Source organism: Siminovitchia fortis, assembly GCF_003605365.2.
GTDB lineage: Bacteria > Bacillota > Bacilli > Bacillales > Bacillaceae_C > Siminovitchia > Siminovitchia fortis.
The window spans coordinates 14,589-33,704 of the sequence record NZ_QYTU02000001.1; the positions used below are offsets into that span (position 1 = coordinate 14,589).

23 protein-coding genes are annotated in these 19,116 nt (G+C 43.6%); 5 read left to right on the plus strand and 18 right to left on the minus strand.

Translation table 11 applies throughout. The features are described 5' to 3' along the window. Positions 1-14: 14 nt before the first annotated feature. The 13 genes from D4N35_RS00095 to prsW all read right to left on the minus strand — a co-directional run bounded on the left by D4N35_RS00095 (position 15) and on the right by prsW (position 11,372). A complete protein-coding gene (locus D4N35_RS00095) occupies positions 15-722 on the minus strand; it encodes a YphF family lipoprotein (protein WP_235870242.1) in 708 nt (235 codons plus the stop codon). 43 nt (positions 723-765) lie between these two features. Next, a complete protein-coding gene (locus tag D4N35_RS00100) occupies positions 766-966 on the minus strand; it encodes a DUF2768 domain-containing protein (protein ID WP_120068068.1) in 201 nt (66 codons plus the stop codon). A 201-nt stretch (positions 967-1,167) separates the two neighbouring features. Beyond that, complete coding sequence (locus tag D4N35_RS00105) at positions 1,168-2,232, minus strand: NAD(P)H-dependent glycerol-3-phosphate dehydrogenase (protein ID WP_390614443.1); 1,065 nt, start codon at positions 2,230-2,232, stop codon at positions 1,168-1,170. A gap of 11 nt (positions 2,233-2,243) precedes the next feature. Next, positions 2,244-3,554 (minus strand): ribosome biogenesis GTPase Der, encoded by a 1,311-nt coding sequence (gene der, locus D4N35_RS00110; RefSeq protein ID WP_120068072.1) that lies wholly within the window; start codon positions 3,552-3,554, stop codon positions 2,244-2,246. Between the two features lie 415 nt (positions 3,555-3,969). After that, complete coding sequence (locus tag D4N35_RS00115) at positions 3,970-4,584, minus strand: YphA family membrane protein (protein ID WP_120068075.1); 615 nt, start codon at positions 4,582-4,584, stop codon at positions 3,970-3,972. Positions 4,585-4,713: 129 nt separating this feature from the next. Continuing rightward, positions 4,714-5,850 (minus strand): 30S ribosomal protein S1, encoded by a 1,137-nt coding sequence (rpsA, locus tag D4N35_RS00120; protein ID WP_120068078.1) that lies wholly within the window; start codon positions 5,848-5,850, stop codon positions 4,714-4,716. Between the two features lie 150 nt (positions 5,851-6,000). After that, entirely contained in the window at positions 6,001-6,585 is a 585-nt protein-coding gene (locus D4N35_RS00125) for a lysophospholipid acyltransferase family protein (RefSeq protein WP_120068082.1), read from the minus strand. After that, positions 6,582-7,262: a (d)CMP kinase gene (cmk, locus tag D4N35_RS00130; RefSeq protein WP_120068085.1), complete on the minus strand. Its 681-nt coding sequence runs from the start codon at positions 7,260-7,262 to the stop codon at positions 6,582-6,584. Before cmk ends, D4N35_RS00125 begins: the two co-directional genes overlap by 4 nt. Before the next feature lie 113 nt (positions 7,263-7,375). Further along, a complete protein-coding gene (locus D4N35_RS17955) occupies positions 7,376-7,549 on the minus strand; it encodes a DUF5359 family protein (protein WP_164876237.1) in 174 nt (57 codons plus the stop codon). A gap of 45 nt (positions 7,550-7,594) precedes the next feature. Continuing rightward, positions 7,595-8,257: a flagellar brake protein gene (locus D4N35_RS00135; protein ID WP_164876238.1), complete on the minus strand. Its 663-nt coding sequence runs from the start codon at positions 8,255-8,257 to the stop codon at positions 7,595-7,597. Between the two features lie 93 nt (positions 8,258-8,350). Continuing rightward, positions 8,351-9,700: a germination protein YpeB gene (ypeB, locus tag D4N35_RS00140; RefSeq protein ID WP_120068090.1), complete on the minus strand. Its 1,350-nt coding sequence runs from the start codon at positions 9,698-9,700 to the stop codon at positions 8,351-8,353. Positions 9,701-9,716: 16 nt separating this feature from the next. Further along, positions 9,717-10,502 (minus strand): spore cortex-lytic enzyme, encoded by a 786-nt coding sequence (gene sleB / locus D4N35_RS00145; protein WP_120068949.1) that lies wholly within the window; start codon positions 10,500-10,502, stop codon positions 9,717-9,719. A 180-nt stretch (positions 10,503-10,682) separates the two neighbouring features. Then, positions 10,683-11,372 (minus strand): glutamic-type intramembrane protease PrsW, encoded by a 690-nt coding sequence (prsW, locus tag D4N35_RS00150; protein WP_120068093.1) that lies wholly within the window; start codon positions 11,370-11,372, stop codon positions 10,683-10,685. A gap of 95 nt (positions 11,373-11,467) precedes the next feature. On the opposite strand from prsW, the gene D4N35_RS00155 reads away from it, so the two are divergent. After that, entirely contained in the window at positions 11,468-12,442 is a 975-nt protein-coding gene (locus D4N35_RS00155; RefSeq protein ID WP_120068096.1) for an asparaginase, read from the plus strand. A 414-nt stretch (positions 12,443-12,856) separates the two neighbouring features. Here the strand turns inward: D4N35_RS00155 and D4N35_RS00160 are convergent, their stop codons facing one another. The 3 genes from D4N35_RS00160 to D4N35_RS00170 all read right to left on the minus strand — a co-directional run bounded on the left by D4N35_RS00160 (position 12,857) and on the right by D4N35_RS00170 (position 15,363). After that, the gene (locus D4N35_RS00160) at positions 12,857-13,849 is read right to left on the minus strand and encodes a YpdA family putative bacillithiol disulfide reductase (RefSeq protein WP_120068100.1); all 993 of its coding nucleotides are present in this window, start codon (positions 13,847-13,849) and stop codon (positions 12,857-12,859) included. Between the two features lie 89 nt (positions 13,850-13,938). After that, the gene (locus tag D4N35_RS00165; protein WP_120068103.1) at positions 13,939-14,517 is read right to left on the minus strand and encodes an adaptor protein MecA; all 579 of its coding nucleotides are present in this window, start codon (positions 14,515-14,517) and stop codon (positions 13,939-13,941) included. A gap of 81 nt (positions 14,518-14,598) precedes the next feature. After that, a complete protein-coding gene (locus D4N35_RS00170; protein WP_235870243.1) occupies positions 14,599-15,363 on the minus strand; it encodes a metallophosphoesterase in 765 nt (254 codons plus the stop codon). Between the two features lie 168 nt (positions 15,364-15,531). Between D4N35_RS00170 and D4N35_RS00175 the strand changes: the two genes are divergently transcribed. From D4N35_RS00175 to D4N35_RS00190, 4 genes are all read left to right on the plus strand, one after another. Further along, complete coding sequence (locus tag D4N35_RS00175) at positions 15,532-15,759, plus strand: spore coat associated protein CotJA (RefSeq protein WP_120068108.1); 228 nt, start codon at positions 15,532-15,534, stop codon at positions 15,757-15,759. Further along, entirely contained in the window at positions 15,759-16,019 is a 261-nt protein-coding gene (locus D4N35_RS00180) for a spore coat protein CotJB (RefSeq protein ID WP_120068111.1), read from the plus strand. Before D4N35_RS00175 ends, D4N35_RS00180 begins: the two co-directional genes overlap by 1 nt. 218 nt (positions 16,020-16,237) lie before the next feature. After that, positions 16,238-16,807 carry a manganese catalase family protein gene (locus tag D4N35_RS00185; protein WP_120068115.1) on the plus strand — a complete coding sequence of 190 codons (570 nt, stop codon included), beginning with the start codon at positions 16,238-16,240 and terminating at the stop codon, positions 16,805-16,807. A gap of 27 nt (positions 16,808-16,834) precedes the next feature. Then, positions 16,835-17,053, plus strand: coding sequence for a hypothetical protein (locus tag D4N35_RS00190; RefSeq protein WP_120068118.1), 219 nt, complete (start codon positions 16,835-16,837; stop codon positions 17,051-17,053). 10 nt (positions 17,054-17,063) lie between these two features. Here the strand turns inward: D4N35_RS00190 and D4N35_RS00195 are convergent, their stop codons facing one another. Continuing rightward, positions 17,064-18,281 carry an MFS transporter gene (locus D4N35_RS00195; protein WP_120068121.1) on the minus strand — a complete coding sequence of 406 codons (1,218 nt, stop codon included), beginning with the start codon at positions 18,279-18,281 and terminating at the stop codon, positions 17,064-17,066. A gap of 167 nt (positions 18,282-18,448) precedes the next feature. Continuing rightward, positions 18,449-19,000 carry a DJ-1/PfpI family protein gene (locus D4N35_RS00200; protein ID WP_120068124.1) on the minus strand — a complete coding sequence of 184 codons (552 nt, stop codon included), beginning with the start codon at positions 18,998-19,000 and terminating at the stop codon, positions 18,449-18,451. Positions 19,001-19,116: the final 116 nt, after the last annotated feature.

Below are 19,116 nucleotides of genomic sequence, written 5' to 3' on the forward strand. Positions count from 1 at the left end.
AAGAAGGATTATGACTATTTCCCCATATAAACAGGTTCATTGTTTTCATCGACTGTATAGGGCATTGAAAAAGCAGGTACGACAGGGGAATCTTTATAAAGTATCTTTCTTATATCATCACCCGGTGAAAAATCTTCCTTTTCATCTTTCATAGCCTGATAGAGATCAGAAATATAATCAACATAAATTTCGCCTTTTCCGTTAATTACAAACGGCAGATTATTGTTCGTATATGGTGATATATAATACTGTTCCTCTTTGTATCCCAATTTTTTCTGATCAATAGAATAGACGTTATCCGCGATCTTTTCTTTAAAAGGCGGATAGCCCTGCGACTTGATCCGCATGTAAAACTCATTTACTTTTTCCGCCAGCCTTACATCAAAAACTTTCACTGTCGGATTTGTCTCCACATCAATTAAAACATATTGAAAAACCCCGCCGCTTTCATAGGCATTCCCGGGAGGCGCCTCCAAATATTTTGGTGCCAGCCTTTTAAAATCAATTGGATATTTTTGATAAATAGGCGTGTCCGCTTCTTTTGTTTTGATCGGCAGCAAGCCCCCGGTGTCTTCCTGGAATTGTTCAACAGATCGTTGAACGCTGGCGATTTGTTCTTCATATGGCCTTTTGTTTTCAGCCTTCCTTTCCTGCGGATAAAAGCACCCGCCCAAAAGCATAGCAGCAACAATTAAATATAATCCTGCCATCCATCTTTTCAATGATTGGCTCACTCCTTATCTGTCTTATATGGCGGCAGTATCTTTAGCCCGTCGGTCCTGTCAAAACAACAAAAAGCATGAGGAGCCCGCCGACGATCATAAATGCCCAGGCGGCAAGGGCTGTAATCACTTTAAAAAACCCTTTGTTCAGTTTAAATCGGCTTATGTAAATAGTCAGCATCGCAAGAGCCAACAGTCCCATTGCCACTATGGAAATCCACATTTTTTGCATTGATACAGACATTTTTTTCCCTCCATCAACGAGTAACTCGAAATTATTATAACATACTGACAGCAATAGCCATCGCACAAAAAAATGAAGCAATAATTTTTGCTTCAAAAAGTAAATGAGACATTAAATACCCTGTCCCCCCGGTTATGCGAATGTTCTCCCTAACAGCATATGACTTTTTCAAAATAACGCAGCATCCGTATGCCTAGTTGATTATTTTTGTTCCATTTGTTCACTCAATATATCGACCAGGTCTTCCATCTCGTTCTTTTTTAATCGCTGCATCAACTGATCAACGGCTTCCTTCGGATTCACGCCATTAAATAAAACATTATACAATGCCTCTGTAATGGGCATGTTCGTTTCATATTTTTCCGCAAGCTGATGGGCGGCTTTCGTTGTACGGACCCCTTCGACGACCATTCCCATGCTTTCCAAGACTTCATCAAGGTTCTTCCCTTTTCCGAGCATGTTGCCGGCTTTCCAATTTCGCGAATGCACGCTTGTACATGTTACGATCAAATCCCCAATTCCCGCCAAGCCAGAAAATGTCAGCGGGTTGGCTCCCATTTTCGTACCGAGCCGTGAAATTTCAGCAAGTCCTCTTGTGATCAGAGCCGCTTTGGCATTATCTCCGTAACCGAGACCATCCGATATTCCTGCCGCAAGGGCAATGATGTTTTTCAAAGCCCCGCCGATTTCCACTCCAAGCAAATCGGGATTCGTGTAAACGCGGAAATGCTGATTCATGAACAAATCCTGAACTTTTTCCGCGGCAGCCATATCCTTGGAAGAAACCGTAACGGTTGTGGGATGGCGCAGGCTTACTTCTTCGGCGTGGCTTGGACCCGACAAAACCACAACAGCTTTTAACAGTTCTTGCGGAACCTCTTCTTCAATCATTTCCGAAATTCTTTTAAGTGAATCTGGTTCAATGCCTTTGCTCACATGAACAAATGTCATTGGAGTACCTATAATCTTGATGATATTCCTCATTGTTTCCCTTATGGCTTTGGTAGGGACGGCAATGATAGAGGTGTCTGCCCCTTCAAGTGCCTTCTGCAAAGAATGAAAGCCCGTAATATTGTCCGGAAGGGTAATTCCAGGCAAATATTTATGGTTTGTCCTGCGGTCATTTATTTCCGCCTGTTGTTCTTTGGAGCGCATCCACAGATTGACCTGATGCCCGTTGTCCGCCAGCACAAGCGCCAATGCCGTTCCCCAGCTCCCTGCTCCGATAACGGCAATTTTCTTTTTATCCTTTGCCACATCTTTCACCCGTTTCGTGATTATTTTCTCTTCCGTGCAATGATTTTTAATGGCGTTCCTTCAAAAGTGAAAGCCTGCCTGATTGTGTTTTGAAGAAACCTCTCATATGAAAAATGCATAAGTTCCGGATCATTTACAAAAACAACAAAGGTAGGAGGCTTTACCGCAACCTGGGTTGCATAATAGACTTTAAGCTTCCGTCCCTTATCGGAAGGAGCGGGATTCATTGATACGGCATCCAATATCACTTCATTCAACACACTTGACTGCACCCTCATTGAATGGTTTTCGCTGACCATTTGGATGGCCGGCAACAATGTACCGAGACGCTGGCGTGTTTTTGCCGATAAGAACACGATTGGTGCATAATCGAGAAATTGGAACTGGTCCCTGATCTCCTGTTCAAATTTCCTCATCGTTTTTTCATCTTTTTCCACTGCGTCCCATTTATTGACGACAATGATAATGGCTCTTCCCGCATCATGGGCGTAGCCTGCAATCCTCTTGTCCTGTTCGCGTATTCCTTCCTCCCCGTCCAAAACAACTAGAACCACATCGGAGCGTTCGATCGCCTTCAGGGCTCTTAAGACACTGTACTTTTCTGTCTTTTCGTAGACCTTCCCTTTTTTTCTCATGCCGGCCGTATCGATTATGACGTAGTCTTGGCCGTCATATCTGTATACCGAATCAATAGCATCCCTGGTTGTCCCCGCTACCGGGCTGACAATCACTCTTTCCTCTCCAAGAAGGGCATTCACCAAAGAAGATTTTCCAACATTTGGCCTTCCGATCAGGCAAAATTTCACAACATCCTCTTCATACGGTTCACTCTTTTTTTCAGGAAACTTGTTCACTACTTCATCGAGCATGTCGCCAAGCCCCAACCCGTGGGAACCCGAAATAGGAAACGGTTCGCCGAAACCCAATGAGTAAAATTCATAAATATCGGCTCTCATTTCCGGGTTGTCCACCTTGTTTACGGCTAAAACGACCGGTTTCTTTGACCGGAACAAGATCTTTCCCACCTCTTCGTCGGCGGTTGTAACACCTTCCCGCCCATTGACAATAAATATGATGACATCCGCTTCCTCAATCGCAATTTCGGCCTGCTGCCGGATCTCTTCCAAAAAAGGAGCGTCACCAATATCAATCCCGCCTGTGTCAATAAGATGAAACTCGTTTGTCAGCCATTCACCGGTTCCATATATTCTGTCTCTCGTCACACCAGGTTCATCTTCCACAATCGAAACTCTTTCGCCGACAATCCTGTTGAAAATCGTTGATTTTCCAACGTTCGGTCTGCCGACAATTGCCACTGTCGGTAAAGCCATTCTCATCACTCGCTTCAAACATATTATCTATCATTCATGCCGGTATAAGCCGAGCATCTATTCCACTAAATTCCTTTTTCATCGTATCACAGTGTATAATCATGCGCCAATAAGAAAAGCGCAAGCGCCTTGCCCATCGACGTACAGACTGGAGTGCCTCCGACGAGATAAAGGAAACACGGCGAGGAACGAGCCGTTGTTGACTTATCGTAGGAGGAGGCGCGAAGTCTGCTAGTCGATAGGCGCTGGAGCTAGACAACAAAAATCTTTGTTCAAAATTTTAAAGCTAAAAATTCTTATGCTTTCTTACTCAATAAGAAAAGCAGAAGGCGGCCGCCTAGGGGCGACAAGCGCTGCAGGGCACTTCGGTGAAGGCGTCTTTTGACTTCATAATATTGATCATAATGATGCCCGGTCAATGAACCATTTGCTTTTTCCCCTTGACTTTTCCCTCGAGAGACCGTTTAGCCGCAAACAGAATCCTTCCCGCCGCATGCACCGTTAAAAGGGCTGAAACAGTTAAGGCAAATACATCCAAATATTCATTGGAACCTATCGTATAAGGAATCTTCCACTTTGATAAGAAGACCGACAGGAACACTTCCCCATGCAAAGACCCGATGACAACGGCGGCATACCGGTATAGAAGGGAGGCGGGGTACAAAACCCATCCAATCATGAAAAGGCCTCCGGACAGCAAGATTTTCCGGTCAACCAACACCCATACCGGATCATAGAGTTCAAGGAGATAAAATCCGGCATATCCAAACATAATGATCATAACAGAAAAAAATAAATAAATCTTTTTTAACCACGTTCCTTGATATACAAGCCAATAAGCCGAAAATAATAGAAGAAAAGAGGAAGCGCCGATATGAAAAGAATAAATTGCAAATGATTTGGTGTGCAATATGATCAGCATCAATGAGACGATTGCAGCAGGGAAACGGAAAGGGTCATTTTTATCCAAAATAAATGTCGCGATAATCCAGATCCCCCAAGCCACAAATAAAAATAAAATACCCGGCATAAAAATCACCTCCATTTTTTCCATTATGGGAAAGAAAATGAAGGTTTAATCATACAAAAAGCGCAAATCCCGGCGGCAAGCCCCCAGCAAGAAAAACAACCTTCCGTCAAAAACGGAAGGCCGGCATTATCATTCCTTATTAAAGTCTTTCAATTTATCGCCAATCATATCGCTAAGCTGGAACCCTTTCGTTTCTTCCGGGGCTTCGTATTCCTGCTGTGTATTGTCCTCTTCAAGCTCCTTCATGCTAAGGGACATGCGCTGCTCCTGTTCGTTCGTATCGAGCACTTTCACCTTAACGGTCTGACCCTCCTGGAGAACTTCATGAGGCGTTCCGATATGTCTATGGGAGATTTGCGAGATATGGACAAGCCCTTCTACACCAGGAAAGACTTCTACGAATGCGCCAAATGAAACAAGTCTTTTCACAGTCCCTTCCAGAACTGCACCCCTTGGGGCTTTTTCGGCAATATCCGTCCATGGGCCGGGAAGTGTTTCTTTGATGGAAAGAGAGATTCTTTCATTGTCTTTGTCTACAGAGAGGACTTTAACCTCCACCTCGTCACCTTCGCTTACAACATCCGAAGGCTTTTCGACATGATGATGGGCAAGCTGGGAAATATGGACCAATCCGTCAACTCCGCCGATATCAACGAAAGCGCCGAAATCCGTAATTCTTTGAACGGTCCCTTTCATTGTTTGGCCGACTTCCAATTTTTCAAGAAGGTCCTTTTTCTCCTTCTCTTTCTCTTCTTCCACAACCGCACGGTGTGAAAGAATCAGGCGATTTTTCTCCTTATCAAGCTCGACAATTTTAAATGAGAGCGTTTTTCCTTGGTAACCGCTGAAATCCTCAACATAATAGTCTTCCACCAAAGAGGCAGGGACAAATCCCCGAACGCCCAGATCAACAACAAGGCCGCCTTTGACCACCTCATTCACTTCTGCCTCGAACACTTCATTATTCTCGAAGCGCTTTTCCAATGTGTCCCATGCATTTTCGGCATCTACTTTCCGTTTGGAAAGAACGAGGAGCTCTTCCTCTACCTTTGTAACGATCAAATCAAGTTCATCTCCTTCGGAAACTACATCAGATGCTTTTTCCACATGGAGACTGGAAAGTTCGCTTATTGGAATTATTCCATTCAGCTTGCTGTTATCAATATCCACAAGCACTTGTTTTTCTTCAATTTTAGTTACTGTTCCTTTTACTTTGTCGCCTTCAGCAAATGATTCCACTTCAATATTGTTCATATCCTCTGACACTGTTTACTCCTCCTATCCAGCTAATGAAATCGTGCAAGAATTCATTTCTCTTTAGTTCATTTTGAAAGAAATGAAAAAACCCTCACATTTTTATAAATTCATCTTGTTATAAACTTCTTATAAATAAGGCCCTTTGTCAAGCAATACACGTCAGTCCTGATGAGTGTCAATTATTTTTTTTATTTCGCCCATTATGATCTCTGTGGCATCCTCCACAGAGATTTTTTCTTTTTTTAGCCCGGTAAAATCAATCGGTTTGCCATATACGACCTTCAACTTTTTGAAAGGCTTATAAGGGCCTATAATTGCGCACGGGATGATTTCAGCGTCGGACCTTAATGCAAAAAATCCTGCACCGGCAAGTCCCTTCCCGACTTTCCCGGTTTTGCTGCGTGTCCCTTCGGGAAAAAGGCCCAGAACTTCTCCTTCTTTCAACAGGGACAATCCTTTCCTTAAGGCCCCCCGGTCGCTCATCCCTCTTTTTACCGGAAAAGCTTTGACATTGGGGAGAATCGATTTAAGGATAGGAACCCTGAACAACTCTTCTTTTGCCATAAAAGAAACCGGACGCGGGCAAGTGATGCCGACAACAGGGGGATCGAGATTCGAAATGTGGTTCGTACACAAAAGGACTCCACCGGATTTTGGGAAATTTTCAATCCCTCTCACTTCGATTCTGTAAAGCGGCCTTAAAATACTGTTTACCACTGTTTTAGAAAATTGATAAAAAGTCACGGCCGCTCGATCCTTTCTTTCGCCAAGGCAATGATACGTGCTGCCACTTCCGCAATAGAAAGTGATGATGTATCGATTTCAACAGCATCATCCGCTTTTCTGAGTGGAGATACTTCCCGTTCGGAATCTTTTTTATCGCGGAGTATGATCTCTTCTTTCAATTGTGCCAGATCTGAAGGAAAGCCTTTTTCCAAATTCTCTTTGTGGCGGCGCTCAGCACGGATATCAACACTTGCCAGCAGAAAAATTTTCAGCTCGGCATGAGGCAATACTTTCGTACCTATATCTCTGCCATCCATTACCACTCCGCCTTTTTTACCCAGCTGCTGCTGCCGGTAAACCATTTCTTCGCGAATTGACCCATGCGCTGCGATAATGGAAACACTATTAGTCACATTCGAATCTCGAATCTCCTTGGTGACCTCTTTCCCATCAAGAAAGACCGCCTGGCTGCCGCTTTCCTGCTTCAACTCTATATTGGTGCCTTTAAGTAGCCGGAACAGAGCCTCTTCATCGTGGATATCTGTCCCTTCCATCAATGCCTTATAGGTGAAGGCCCTGTACATGGCACCCGTATCAATGTATATGTATGAGAGCTTCTCTGCGACTATCTTCGCCACAGTGCTTTTGCCGGCTGCTGCCGGTCCATCAATGGCTATGCTGATTTTCTTTGTCAACCTGTTCACCTGCTTGTCTGTTTATGTACCACCACTTATTTTACCATAAATGGAAACAGACTATGGCATTGATTTACTTAATCAAACAAAAATGAAGACAGGAAAACTTGCCTTCATTGATCGTCAAACACATCCAGCTTTTTTTCTTCCATGTCTGCACCCACCCCTTCGTACAAATAAATTTTATTCAAACTTTTAATAAGCGGGGTCCGGGTTAAAAAACCTTGTACGATAATAAGGATCAAAAGGTGGAAGACGATAATCTTATAAAGGATTCTTTCAAACATATTCTCGTTCCTCGTTTTTTCTTAGTATGTGAAAAAACGGGAAATTTATTCCTGTTTACCTATCAAGCCTTTCTTACGGTCGGAAAGCTGTTTTTCAAAACAAAAGCGGGTGAGCAGCCGCTGATCGGCGAGGGATGGCTCTATATATTTAAGAGACATGAGACTCAGCCTGTTTTTTGAGAATATTCGAATTACTTCACATAAAAAAGTTAATTGGAGCTGTTCCCCGGATCCCATCTGGATTGACAGTTCAACAGTGCCGGATTCAGCTGGCCGAATTTTGACACCGGGAGGCAAAATGGCTGCGCATCCCCCTGCACTGATGTCACTTGTTAACGTTGTGAATTTTTGGCCTGAATCGGGAAAGTCAAACACGGCATGAACTGCCGCATTCACCCTGACATATTCACGGCGCTGGATTTTATTGAAAAATTTTTCTTCAGGCAAAATTAATTCAACCAATGGAACAGTGCTTTTTTGTACGCCTATGACTTCCGACTCAAATGAATACGCATTGGAACTGTCACCAACAAAATTAACCAAGACCTTAGTCCCGGAAGGCAAAAATGCAGGCTTGCTATCCGCGACACTTAGAGGATAATAAATGCACAGCTTCTCTTCAAACAAATCAGCCACTTTACTCTTGTATTTTTTCACAATCCCGTTATTGTCTGTCTCAATAGTCAAATCCATTCCAATTGACAACATAATCATACACTTCCTGTTCATTCCAATGATTATATTATACATGATTTGTGAGCGTTTTCCACTAAAAAAAGCAGCCTGGCCAGGCTGCTTTTTTTATAATACATCTTCATAAACGGGTTCCGCATTTTTCAATTTATCAACTTTTTCCTCGACCCCATTTTCAGCATTGATATACATACGGTATGTGTCATGATCCATTGTACCCATAAATTCATAACAAAGTACTTCATTGCCAAGGTTATTTACAATGACAGCTTTCCTGTTTTCCAGAACCTTAAGATCAGGGTTTAACTTTGCCTGTGCTTCCTCCAAAGTGAGATCCGGTTCCGGGAGTTTTCTTTTCTTGCTTCCTTTCAAATAGTCATCCGCAGCAAATCCGATGATTTGCCCATTGTCAAGGGCTACTTTCACTTTGATCGACTCCGGATAAATCCTGACTCCGTCCTGGTTCGTTACGTATGTAAACAACCCGACGGAATCATACTGTATACTTTCTGACATTTCGAGATCCTTGTAATCATGCCTTTTTAGAAAATCATCAGCTTTGTTCATAGCCTCATTCAAGCTGATTTGCTGGTTAGACACTTCCCTCGTATCAATGAACCAGATCGGATAACCACCTTTTTTTGTTACATCCATCGTAGCTTCATGCCCCCTGTCGTTGGCAAGCACGACATTGTAAAATCCAAAAGAAGATCCTTTCCTGTTTTCAGTGACTTCCACCTTTTTCGGCTGGTTAATCCCGCTGTATTTTTTGGCCAGTGCAATCGCATCATTTTTTGATATCTTTTCCCCTTTTAAATCCTCATAGTTTTCATCACGCTTTTGAAAGCTTACGACTGATGGATTTTGAAGGTTTTTTTCATCATAGCCCTTTGCATGCTTTTCCACCGTTTTAAACCCGTCAATAATGGTATTATCGGCCGTTTCCTTTCCCGAGGCCAGCGCGAGTTCAACATCCATCCAACGAAGATTGTTTTTTAAAGTGAGGTGCTGGACTTTTCTGAGCTCATCCTTTATCTTTCCGCTTTGCTTGTATAAATTTTTCAAAGTCTTTTGCTCATCTTTTGACAATGGTTCATCATCCAAATTCCGGACAGCTGTCCTGTAACTGAACGTACCGATATTTGACAGGAATTCCTCCGTCTTATTAAAAGGCAGCAGAGTAAGGGGAAGCTGCCCAACCTGGCTTCGGGCATCAGAGGAGATCCGCCATACATCCGCCAGAGCGGGAGATAAAGATTTGCTTGAATTCATTGCAATTGTCCCGCCAAGCTTTTCGTGCAGCAAATCCATCTGATAGCTCAAATCATGGAATGCCCTCTGGTAATTGTTTTCGGCGTTAATCAATATCGTATTTTTATCCTGATGCTCCTGGTAGCCCCAGACCCCTGCCCCGACTACAGCGACCGTTAATATGACAATTAATATGTTTCTGATCATAGCTTTTTCACCTCCGTCAACTGCAGAATATATGTTTACCGATTTTCTTTATTTGCGGCCTGGACCAAATCCATGCACTTGTGGCCGTATCTGGATTGAAGTAGTAAAGCGCGTTGCCCGACGGGTCCCAGCCATTGATCGCATCCAAAACGGCTTTTTTGGAAGTTTCGTTGGGTTCCAGCCAAATTTGTCCATCAGCGACAGCGGTAAAAGCACCCGGTTCGAAGATGACCCCAGAGACCGTATTCGGAAAAGAAGGGCTGTTCACTCTATTTAAAATGACCGCGGCTACAGCAACCTGGCCCTCATATGATTCTCCCCGCGCTTCACCATGTACGGCATTCGCCATGAGCTGGATGTCATTTTGCGAGAAGCCTGCGGGCGTATTGACTGCCGTTGGCTTTGAAGCGGCACCTCCGCCTTGCTTACCCTTTCCACCATAATAGGTGAAGTTTTTTCCCTTATTTACTTGTCCTTTCACGTATTGTTTATCATATTTGGATGCTTTGACCAATTTTGCTTTTGTACTTTCTCCGGCAAGGCCGTCCACTTTAAGGCCAAAATTGTTTTGGAAATTTCTTAGTGCCCAGTACGTACCCCACCCGAAAACACCGTCTATTTTTCCATGATAATACCCAAGATATTGAAGCCTGGCCTGGAGTTCGATCACATCGTCCCCAACTGCACCTTTTTGTATGACTTGGTTGGTGAACGCCTCTGTTTTTACCCCCGGGGAGGCAGTTATTGCGATGGAACACAATAAAACAACAATCACCATTTTGCTCCATGTGGCATACTTCATGCTGTAACCCTCCAAATGAATTTTCATGCCTATAGTATTTGAATTTGAAGCCTTATTATTCAATTTTGATTCATAAGATAAACCCGACTTTCCAGCCAAGTAAAAGCAGGTACGGGAAGCGGCGTTGGGATAAAGGTGCCATTCCCCTTCGGTTCCAAAATAAAAACGCATCCGCCTTGATTAGACAGATGCGTTTTTTTCCTGTATTTTTCTGCCGTAAAACTTTTTTGTCAGCAGATGGGCATGTTTGACTTTGCGCAAACCGAGCCACCATAAAAACAGCATGAACGGGAGAATAAAATAAAGCCAATTTTTCTCGGAAAATAAAATAAAATCATATAGTCCATGTAATACGAAGGGCACAAAAAAGGAATAGAAAAGCCATCGTTTTTGGGATTTGTCCGTTTGGAATTTGGCCTTTCCCAAATAATAGCCCATGATAACGCCAAATAGGGCGTGGCTTGATACAGGCAATAATGCGCGTCCGAGTGCAAAGCCCACCCCATTTGCAGCCAGGTACAAAATATTTTCGATCGTTGCAAATCCAAGGGAGATGCTTGCCCCATATACGATTCCGTCAAAAGGTTCATCAAACTCGGCATGCTGATAAATGGCAAAGAAAAGCACAAACCATTTAAAGAACTCTTCGAATAATGCAGCGGATAAAAACGCCGACAGAAGACTTCCCTGAATAATCTCTTCCGCAGACATGATATATTGTACAAACATAATTGGAAAAGTAATGACAGCACCCATTAAAAATGTCTTGAATACCGTCAAAATAGGCTCCTGTCCAAATTGATCCCTTAAATAAAAATAGCTTAACAAAGCTAACCCCGGGGCAACACCAGCTGAAACGACCACCAGCATACACAGCCCTCTTTCTTTTTCATTTCTTCCATCGTATCATGGAAGATAGAGTTTGAACATGCAAAATTGCAGTAATTAGCGCGGGAGTTGAGAAAATGAAACATATACTTGTCATCCATACAGGCGGGACCATCTCAATGGAAACAGACGCCGAAAATAACACAGTAAATATTGGCGATGTCAATCCATTGACAAGGGCAACGGAAGACCTTCGCAAGCTTGCCCGCCTCAGCGTAATGGAGCCGCTGCATAAACCATCCCCACATATAACGATAAACGATATGCTGGAAATCAAGCACTTGATCGAGTCGGAATGTTCAAGAAGGGATATTGACGGAGTCGTGATTACTCATGGAACAGATACGATGGAAGAAACGGCTTTTTTTCTTGACCTGACCCTTGAAACCGACGTGCCGGTCATTATGACTGGTGCCATGAGGTCCAGCAATGAACCCGGATCAGATGGATTATATAATTTTATGGCGGCTATTCGTACAGCTGTCCATCATGCATCCGCGGGAAAAGGTTTGCTGGTCGTTTTCAATGATGAGATACATACTGCCAGGGAAGTGACAAAAGTTCACACATCAAACGCTGCAGCCTTCCAAAGTGCGATAGCCGGTCCGATTGGAACAATAACGAATAACGCTGTCAGTTTCCATTATGATCCCTTGCCGCAGCTTAAAATAAAAGTAAAAGAAATCACAAAGCGCGTCGGGTTGATTAAGGCATACGCGGGAATGGATGCCGCCCTTTTAAATGCTTTATGTGAATGGAAATACGACGGAGTCGTGATAGAAGCGCTGGGTCAGGGAAACCTGCCCCCTGATGCTGTCGATGGGGTTGTCAGACTGCTCTCCAATGGAATCCCGGTAGTGCTTGTTTCAAGGTGTCCGAAGGGAACTGTACAGGATACTTATAGTTACCCGGGCGGCGGCAGACAATTAAAGGAACTTGGTGTGATTTTTTGCGAAGGGCTGAACGGGCAAAAAGCACGGCTGAAACTGCTTGCAGCGCTAATGCAAACGGATAAAATAGAAATACTGAAGGATAAGTATTTTTCCGCCTGATTATCCGCCTTCATTAAGAAAAGCGCAAGCGCCTTGCCCATCGACGTACAGACTGGAGTGCCTCCGACGAGATAAAGGAAACACGGCGAGGAACGAGCCGATGTTGACTTATCGTAGGAGGAGGTGCGAAGTCTGCTAGTCGATAGGCGCTGGAGCTAGACAACAAAAGGCTTTGTTCAAAATTTTAAAGCTAAAACATCTTATGCTTTCTTACACAGTAAGAAAAAGCGCAAGGCGCCCGTCTATCGGCGCAGAGCTAGACTACGCTTGCGAAGGCGTAGTTTGCCTCCATCAGCGCTTGGCTTAATCCTTGCGCCGATGGCTCCTGAAGCTGGACATTACGTTAATCTTGTTTGAAGAGAAAATTCGGTAAAATTTTATGCTTTCTTACTCTTTGAACAAAAAGCATCCCGGTCAATTGAATGGCCGGGATGCAGTATGATAAGCTTCTCTTTTTTTGATGGCAGCGGCAATCTGGCTTCCATGAAAGCGTCCGTTTTCAATAAATATTTCATTTGCGTTATTGCCTGCCGCGATGACTCCTGCAATAAATAAATCGGGGATGTTCGTTTCCATCGTCTCAGGATCAAATTCAGGCCTGCCGGTCACTTCATCCACTTGCACGCCCATTGCCCTTATAAAAGAGTGATCAGGATGATATCCGGTCATGGCAAACACAAAATCATTCGGAATTTCGCTTTTCCCCTTATCTGTAACATAAATGATGCTCGTTTCGGTAATCTCTTTCACCTCGGCATTAAACAGCATCGTAATTTCCCCGTCTCTTGCCAATGCCTCAAAGTCCGGAAGCACCCATGGCTTGATACTGGAAGAATATTCGTTTCCCCGGTATAGCACCGTCACTCTTGCTCCTGCTTTTTGAAGTTCGAGCGCCGCGTCGATCGCTGAATTTTTCCCGCCGATGACAGCTACATCCGTGTCAAAATAAGGATGGGCCTCCTTGAAATAATGGGAAACTTTATCGAGATTTTCCCCCTTGATCCCCATCATGTTTGGATTTTCATAATATCCTGTTGCAATGATGACATATCGCGCCTCAAACTCGTTCCGATCAGTTGTAACCTCAAAAAACCCATCACGCTTTTTAACGGATTCCACCATCTCAAACCTGTTAATTCTCAAATCTTTTCTTTTGGCCACCTCGCGGTAATAGGTAAGGGCTTCATTCCGCTTTGGCTTCCGGTTGACTGTCAAAAACGGGACATCGCCTATTTCCAGTTTTTCACTCGTACTAAAGAAAGTTTGGTGAGTCGGATAACGATAGATGGCATTTACAATATTTCCTTTTTCAATGATTAAGGGGTCTTTGCCTATTTGTTTCAATGCAATGGCTGCAGAAAGACCGCACGGCCCTCCGCCGACTATGATACATTCCTCTTGCTGCATGGACACCGACTCTCCTATCTTACAATTACTAAAAAAATCTCCTTTCTTTCATGATAGGAGATTTCGACTTTCTGTGCAAAAATAAAGTTTTAAAAATGGCTGCGTATTAATGGAAACGCCTCTTTATCTATGATTTTGACTCCATAATCCTCCAAAAACGCTTCCGACAGACCGGCCTTTTCACCATATTCGCTGCAAAGGCTCTCGATTGTTTCACTCAACCCGCAGACACCGTCAATTTTTAAATAATAACTGTCTCCAAACGCAAACAAAGAACTGCTGTCACAACTTTTATTTAATGATGCGATCCTTTTTACAAACAAAATGATATCGTCAAACTCTTCAAATCTATATAAAAGTCCCAGACTGCTTTTTGATTTCGGCAGCTCATCCTTTACCGGGGACGGCGAATTCTGCCAAGGTTCTTCCTCTTCCAATGTCAAAATTAAAACGAGCTCCCTCGATGTAAGGGAAAAAATCTCGATGGAGACGGCCCCAAAGTCATTGAGTTCATAAATCCGGCTTGCTTCGTCTAACATTTCATCAAATAAAACATCCCATACAAAAGAGTCCCTCAGCAGTTCGTCTTGCAAAAAACCCTTTTTCGTCAACTCTTCAAATGTAATCGAATATTTGATTTTATTTGATGATATTCTCTCCAGCTTCATTTGACCCCGCCTCCCAAGGATACTGTTATCCTCATACTATGAAGGAGGCGCCGGATGGTTCATGTCGTAGAGGCTGAACCCTCATCCTTTTTTGACGGTGACCAGATGTGTTTCAGCGGGAGCGCCAAGCCTAAGCGGCAGCAAGGAGGTTCCGTACCCGTTGCTTACTAACAATGTTGTCCATGGATATTTCTTGATTCCGCCTTTTTCATACGGGCCCAATCCGAACATGCGGATTTGCCCGCCGTGTGTATGCCCGCTTAGAATAAGGGAAACATTGTCCGATTCAGCCACTTTTTCCGCAAGCACTGGACTGTGGCACAATACGATTCTGAACGCGGACTTTTTTATTGAATAGAGGATAGCCTGCATTGATTCGATTGTATCTCCATAGTCAGTACCAATCAGTACAATTTGATTATCAAATGCAGGCAAAAAAGCAGACTTGTTTTTCAAAACAGTCACATCAAACTCACGAAACAATTCACCAAGTTTTTGTATATCAACTTCGTAATCATTGTTGCCCCAAATAAAGTAAACCGGTGCAATCTCAATCAGTTTTTTTAAATTCTCCCTGACCCGTGAAAAAGGAACACCTTTTTCAGTCAAATCTCCCCCGATGATAACAACATCCGCTTTTCCTTTTGCCTTAAAAATGATACTGTCATGAATGCTCCTTCGATGAATATCCGAAATGAAGAATATGGTAAAATCATCAATCCCGGCAGGATATTCACCAAAAGCCAATACATCCTCCCGGACGGTATCCGCAAAAGCCTTACAGACCATCATTAAAATAAGAAGTGCTGTTCCAACAAGCGCTGCCGCCAGTAAAATTCCTATCATGCCATCACCTTGGTTTTTCAACTTTCCCGCGCAGGTAGTGCAAATGTTGTCCGGTCCCCATCTTAACATATGAACACATTAAAAAAACAGCCTTGCCCCTCATAAAAGAATATATGGAAGCCAACCCCAATATAGTATTAATGATGACACATAAAAGGAGGAGTTTGTGTGCCCACACATCATAAGACATACCAGCCGTATATCAGCCCTTTTGATCCATGCCCGCCGATTGCGGTTAAATCATATTCCACCCCTCCCCATCTTTATTTAGGATTCCAGCCGCCAAACCTGCCTCAATTTCCGCCCAGGGAAGCGTTGAAAAACGGTACATTGTGGAAGGTGTTTTATGATCCATATTACAGCCCTTATGAAAGAGCAAAGGAGGGTTCAGACTAATGAGGCAAATGCCTCCTGAATATTACAGACAGCTGGAAGAGCTTCAGGTAATGGATTTTGTCATTGTAGAGCTAACGCTCTACCTGGATACACATCCAGGCGATATGGAGGCCGTCCGGCAATACAATGAGTATGTAAAGAAAAGAAAAGCATTTGTCAAGCAATTTGAAAAAGAATTTGGGCCGCTCACCAGCTTCGGGTACAGTTATTCCAAATATCCATGGGAATGGAAAGAAGCGCCATGGCCGTGGCAAGTCTGAGATAAGAAAAGCGCAAGGCGCGCAGCCTTAGGCGACAAGCACAAGACGAATTGCGAGGAGGCAGCTTTTCAGCCACCACAGCAATTCGGCTTGATCCTTGCGCCGATGGCGCCTGGAGCTGGACATTATGTAATCTTTGTTTGAAGAGAAAATATGGAATTTTATAGTACGCTCAACAACAAAAAAGAAAACCATAATTCAAGGAGGTCCTCCCCCTTATGTGGGTATATGAAAAAAAATTGCAGTATCCAGTCCGTGTAGGCCAATGTAATCCAATGCTGGCAAAATTTTTAATTGAGCAGTATGGAGGTGCAGATGGTGAATTGGCAGCGGCTCTGCGTTATTTGAACCAGCGCTATTCGATTCCTGATTCAGTGATCGGGCTCTTAACGGATATCGGCACGGAGGAGCTTGCGCATCTGGAGATGATCGCCACGATGGTTTACAAGCTGACAAAGGATGCCACTCCCGAACAAATGAAGGAAGCGGGGCTTGGAGCCCATTATGCCGACCATGATAAAGCGCTATTTTATCATAATGCCGCCGGAGCTCCTTTTACGGCTACGTATATTCAGGCAAAAGGCGATCCGATTACTGATTTATATGAGGATATAGCCGCTGAGGAAAAGGCACGTGCCACGTACCAGTGGATTATTAATATGAGCGATGATCCGGATTTGAATGACGGCTTGCGTTTTTTGAGGGAGCGGGAAATCATTCACTCCCAGCGTTTCCGGGAAGCAGTGGAAATTTTAAAAGAAGAACGGGATAGGAAAAAGATCTTTTAAGCTTTATAATCAAGGTGACTGTCGTCAATGACAGTCACCTTCGTTTCGTCAAGTAAAGCACTTGAACATTTGCAGGAGGCTTTAACTATCAGTATTGATGCTATGAAAGCAAACCCCGCTGCAAAAAAACATGTCGGAGAACTTTGGGAAAGTTTTCTCAGTACATTTTTCAGCCGGATCAGGGAAAAAGAAAGCAAGATCAACTTATTAAATTTGATTTCCTTTTCAAATATAAGAAAGAATTAAGCAGATTTTTTCATCTTGAAGTAATCTCCGGCAACGCCTCTTCTAAATCATCTGCTGAGGTCTGGTTCAGCCTTGGCGCAAGTATTAGGGCCATTGCCAATAATCCGACACATAGCCATAAGGCAGCCGATATTCCACCCAAATTGTCTGCCAGCAATCCTCCAAGACCGGGACCAAGCATCTGTCCTCCGGCAAAATAGATGGTCACATACCCCAAAGCGATTGGCGCATATGATTGGTGGATTTGTTCTGTAGACAGTGCCTGGATAAGGGAAAGCATGCCCACAAAAGTAAAGCCCCAAAGCGTTTGGCTGATGATGAAACTTGAAAAGGCCGGAATCAATATGGGAATCAATATCGATACTCCCCCAAGGAAAATAGTCATGCACAAAGACAGCTTCCTTCCAATTTTATCGGAGATGGCTCCCCATACCGGACCGCTGAATATGCTCATGATCCCTCCTAAAGCCATAATCGTCCCTGCGCTGCTTTCATTTACACCAGCCTCCAGTATGTAGCTGAAAAAGAAACTTTGCGGTATTAGGTAGGCAAAACCGATCAACCCGTATATGGCGGCAACCAGCAATATGCCTTTATGAAAATAAACTTCCTTAAATAAAGAGGCGCGCTGTGTTCTCGTTTGGCGCAAAGGTACAGGCGGATCCTTTAATACCCTGACAGCAATAAAAGTGGTTATGACGGAAACTGCACCAAAAAGAAGCCAAAGATATCGCCAGCCGTCATTGGCAAACCACAAATTAAAGTTTGGTGCCAGCATACTTGGGACAAGGGTTCCCAGCCCCATCCCGCTTAACAGAAGGCCGATCATCAACCCCCTGTTATCCGGAAACCATCCTACAACAATATTTACAAGCGGCGTATAGCCGAAAGCGGTACCGACACCGAGTATGACCATTCCAATAAGAGAAGCGGCATAGCTGTCTGCATTAAATAAAATGAAGCAGCCCCCGGCAAGAAGCAAAAGACTGATGGCCACAAGCGGCTTGGATCCCCATTTGGACGCCATGATTCCAACAAGCAATACCATGACAAGATAACCGATTGCAGTGGAAGTACCCAGCATCCCTGCCTGCTGATAGGAAAGGTGGAGACTGTCCCTCATATAGGGCATCAAAATCCCATATGCCATCCTGCCAAATCCTGAAATGCATATCGTGACCATCATGCTGACTATAGCGTAAATCAACATTCTTTTCCGCTGTTCCATTCCCCCACCCCGCCGGAAAATAAATAATACTGTTCTATCAAAAAATTTAGAACAATGGTGTACTCAATTGTATCAAAAAGATCATTGTTTGAAAAAACAAAAACAAAAAAATGCCCCAAAACCATTAAGGCAGGTTAAGAGGCTGCATTTTATTACTATTCAAATCTCTACTTTAATAATTTTATAAACTCACGCATAAAACCTGGTAAATCAGGCCATGCGTGACCGGAAACAAGATTTTCGTGTGTATGGAGAGGTTCTTCGATATAAGTGGCTCCACATGCGGATACGTCAGGCCTGCATGCAGTATAAGCCGTAAATTCACGGCCCTTCATCACATCCGGGACGATGGCCAGCACCTGCGCTGCATGGCAAATTGCGCCTACCGGTTTATTTTCCTCAAAGAAGTGGCGAAGGATACCCGGCATTGATTCATCAAGGCGGATATATTCCGGCGCACGTCCGCCCGGAATGATCAGTCCATCATATTCGGAAGGATCAATATCGGCAAATGCAGCATGAGAATCAATACCATAGGCAGGCTTTTCAACATATGTTTCCATCCCTTCTACAAAATCATGGCTTACTGTTTGCAGTTTCTTGACTGAAGGAGAGGCGATGGTTACATCAAACCCCTCTTCCAGACAACGATAGTAAGGATAAAATATTTCTAGTGCTTCTACTGCATCCCCAGTCACAATCAAGATTTTTCTGCTCACACTTATTACCCCCAATCAATTTTGATTACTTCATAATATTCGACTAATTTTCCCAATTTCCTGCCATACGAGATAAAATCCAAGGACGTATAACGTACTTATTAATCCTAAAAATC

What these genes read in the sequence shown, in the direction of transcription:
- D4N35_RS00195 (WP_120068121.1), bottom strand. Translation starts at nt 18,281, where the DNA reads ATGGAACAGCGGAAAAGAATGTTGATTTACGCTATAGTCAGCATGATG.
- D4N35_RS00100 (WP_120068068.1), bottom strand. Translation starts at nt 966, where the DNA reads ATGTCTGTATCAATGCAAAAAATGTGGATTTCCATAGTGGCAATGGGA.
- D4N35_RS00155 (WP_120068096.1), top strand. Translation starts at nt 11,468, where the DNA reads ATGAAACATATACTTGTCATCCATACAGGCGGGACCATCTCAATGGAA.
- D4N35_RS00170 (WP_235870243.1), bottom strand. Translation starts at nt 15,363, where the DNA reads ATGATAGGAATTTTACTGGCGGCAGCGCTTGTTGGAACAGCACTTCTT.
- D4N35_RS00185 (WP_120068115.1), top strand. Translation starts at nt 16,238, where the DNA reads ATGTGGGTATATGAAAAAAAATTGCAGTATCCAGTCCGTGTAGGCCAA.
- D4N35_RS17955 (WP_164876237.1), bottom strand. Translation starts at nt 7,549, where the DNA reads ATGTTTGAAAGAATCCTTTATAAGATTATCGTCTTCCACCTTTTGATC.
- D4N35_RS00160 (WP_120068100.1), bottom strand. Translation starts at nt 13,849, where the DNA reads ATGCAGCAAGAGGAATGTATCATAGTCGGCGGAGGGCCGTGCGGTCTT.
- sleB (WP_120068949.1), bottom strand. Translation starts at nt 10,502, where the DNA reads ATGAAGTATGCCACATGGAGCAAAATGGTGATTGTTGTTTTATTGTGT.
- prsW (WP_120068093.1), bottom strand. Translation starts at nt 11,372, where the DNA reads ATGCTGGTGGTCGTTTCAGCTGGTGTTGCCCCGGGGTTAGCTTTGTTA.
- der (WP_120068072.1), bottom strand. Translation starts at nt 3,554, where the DNA reads ATGGCTTTACCGACAGTGGCAATTGTCGGCAGACCGAACGTTGGAAAA.
- D4N35_RS00135 (WP_164876238.1), bottom strand. Translation starts at nt 8,257, where the DNA reads ATGTTGTCAATTGGAATGGATTTGACTATTGAGACAGACAATAACGGG.
- D4N35_RS00115 (WP_120068075.1), bottom strand. Translation starts at nt 4,584, where the DNA reads ATGCCGGGTATTTTATTTTTATTTGTGGCTTGGGGGATCTGGATTATC.
- D4N35_RS00180 (WP_120068111.1), top strand. Translation starts at nt 15,759, where the DNA reads ATGAGGCAAATGCCTCCTGAATATTACAGACAGCTGGAAGAGCTTCAG.
- D4N35_RS00190 (WP_120068118.1), top strand. Translation starts at nt 16,835, where the DNA reads ATGACAGTCACCTTCGTTTCGTCAAGTAAAGCACTTGAACATTTGCAG.
- ypeB (WP_120068090.1), bottom strand. Translation starts at nt 9,700, where the DNA reads ATGATCAGAAACATATTAATTGTCATATTAACGGTCGCTGTAGTCGGG.
- D4N35_RS00165 (WP_120068103.1), bottom strand. Translation starts at nt 14,517, where the DNA reads ATGAAGCTGGAGAGAATATCATCAAATAAAATCAAATATTCGATTACA.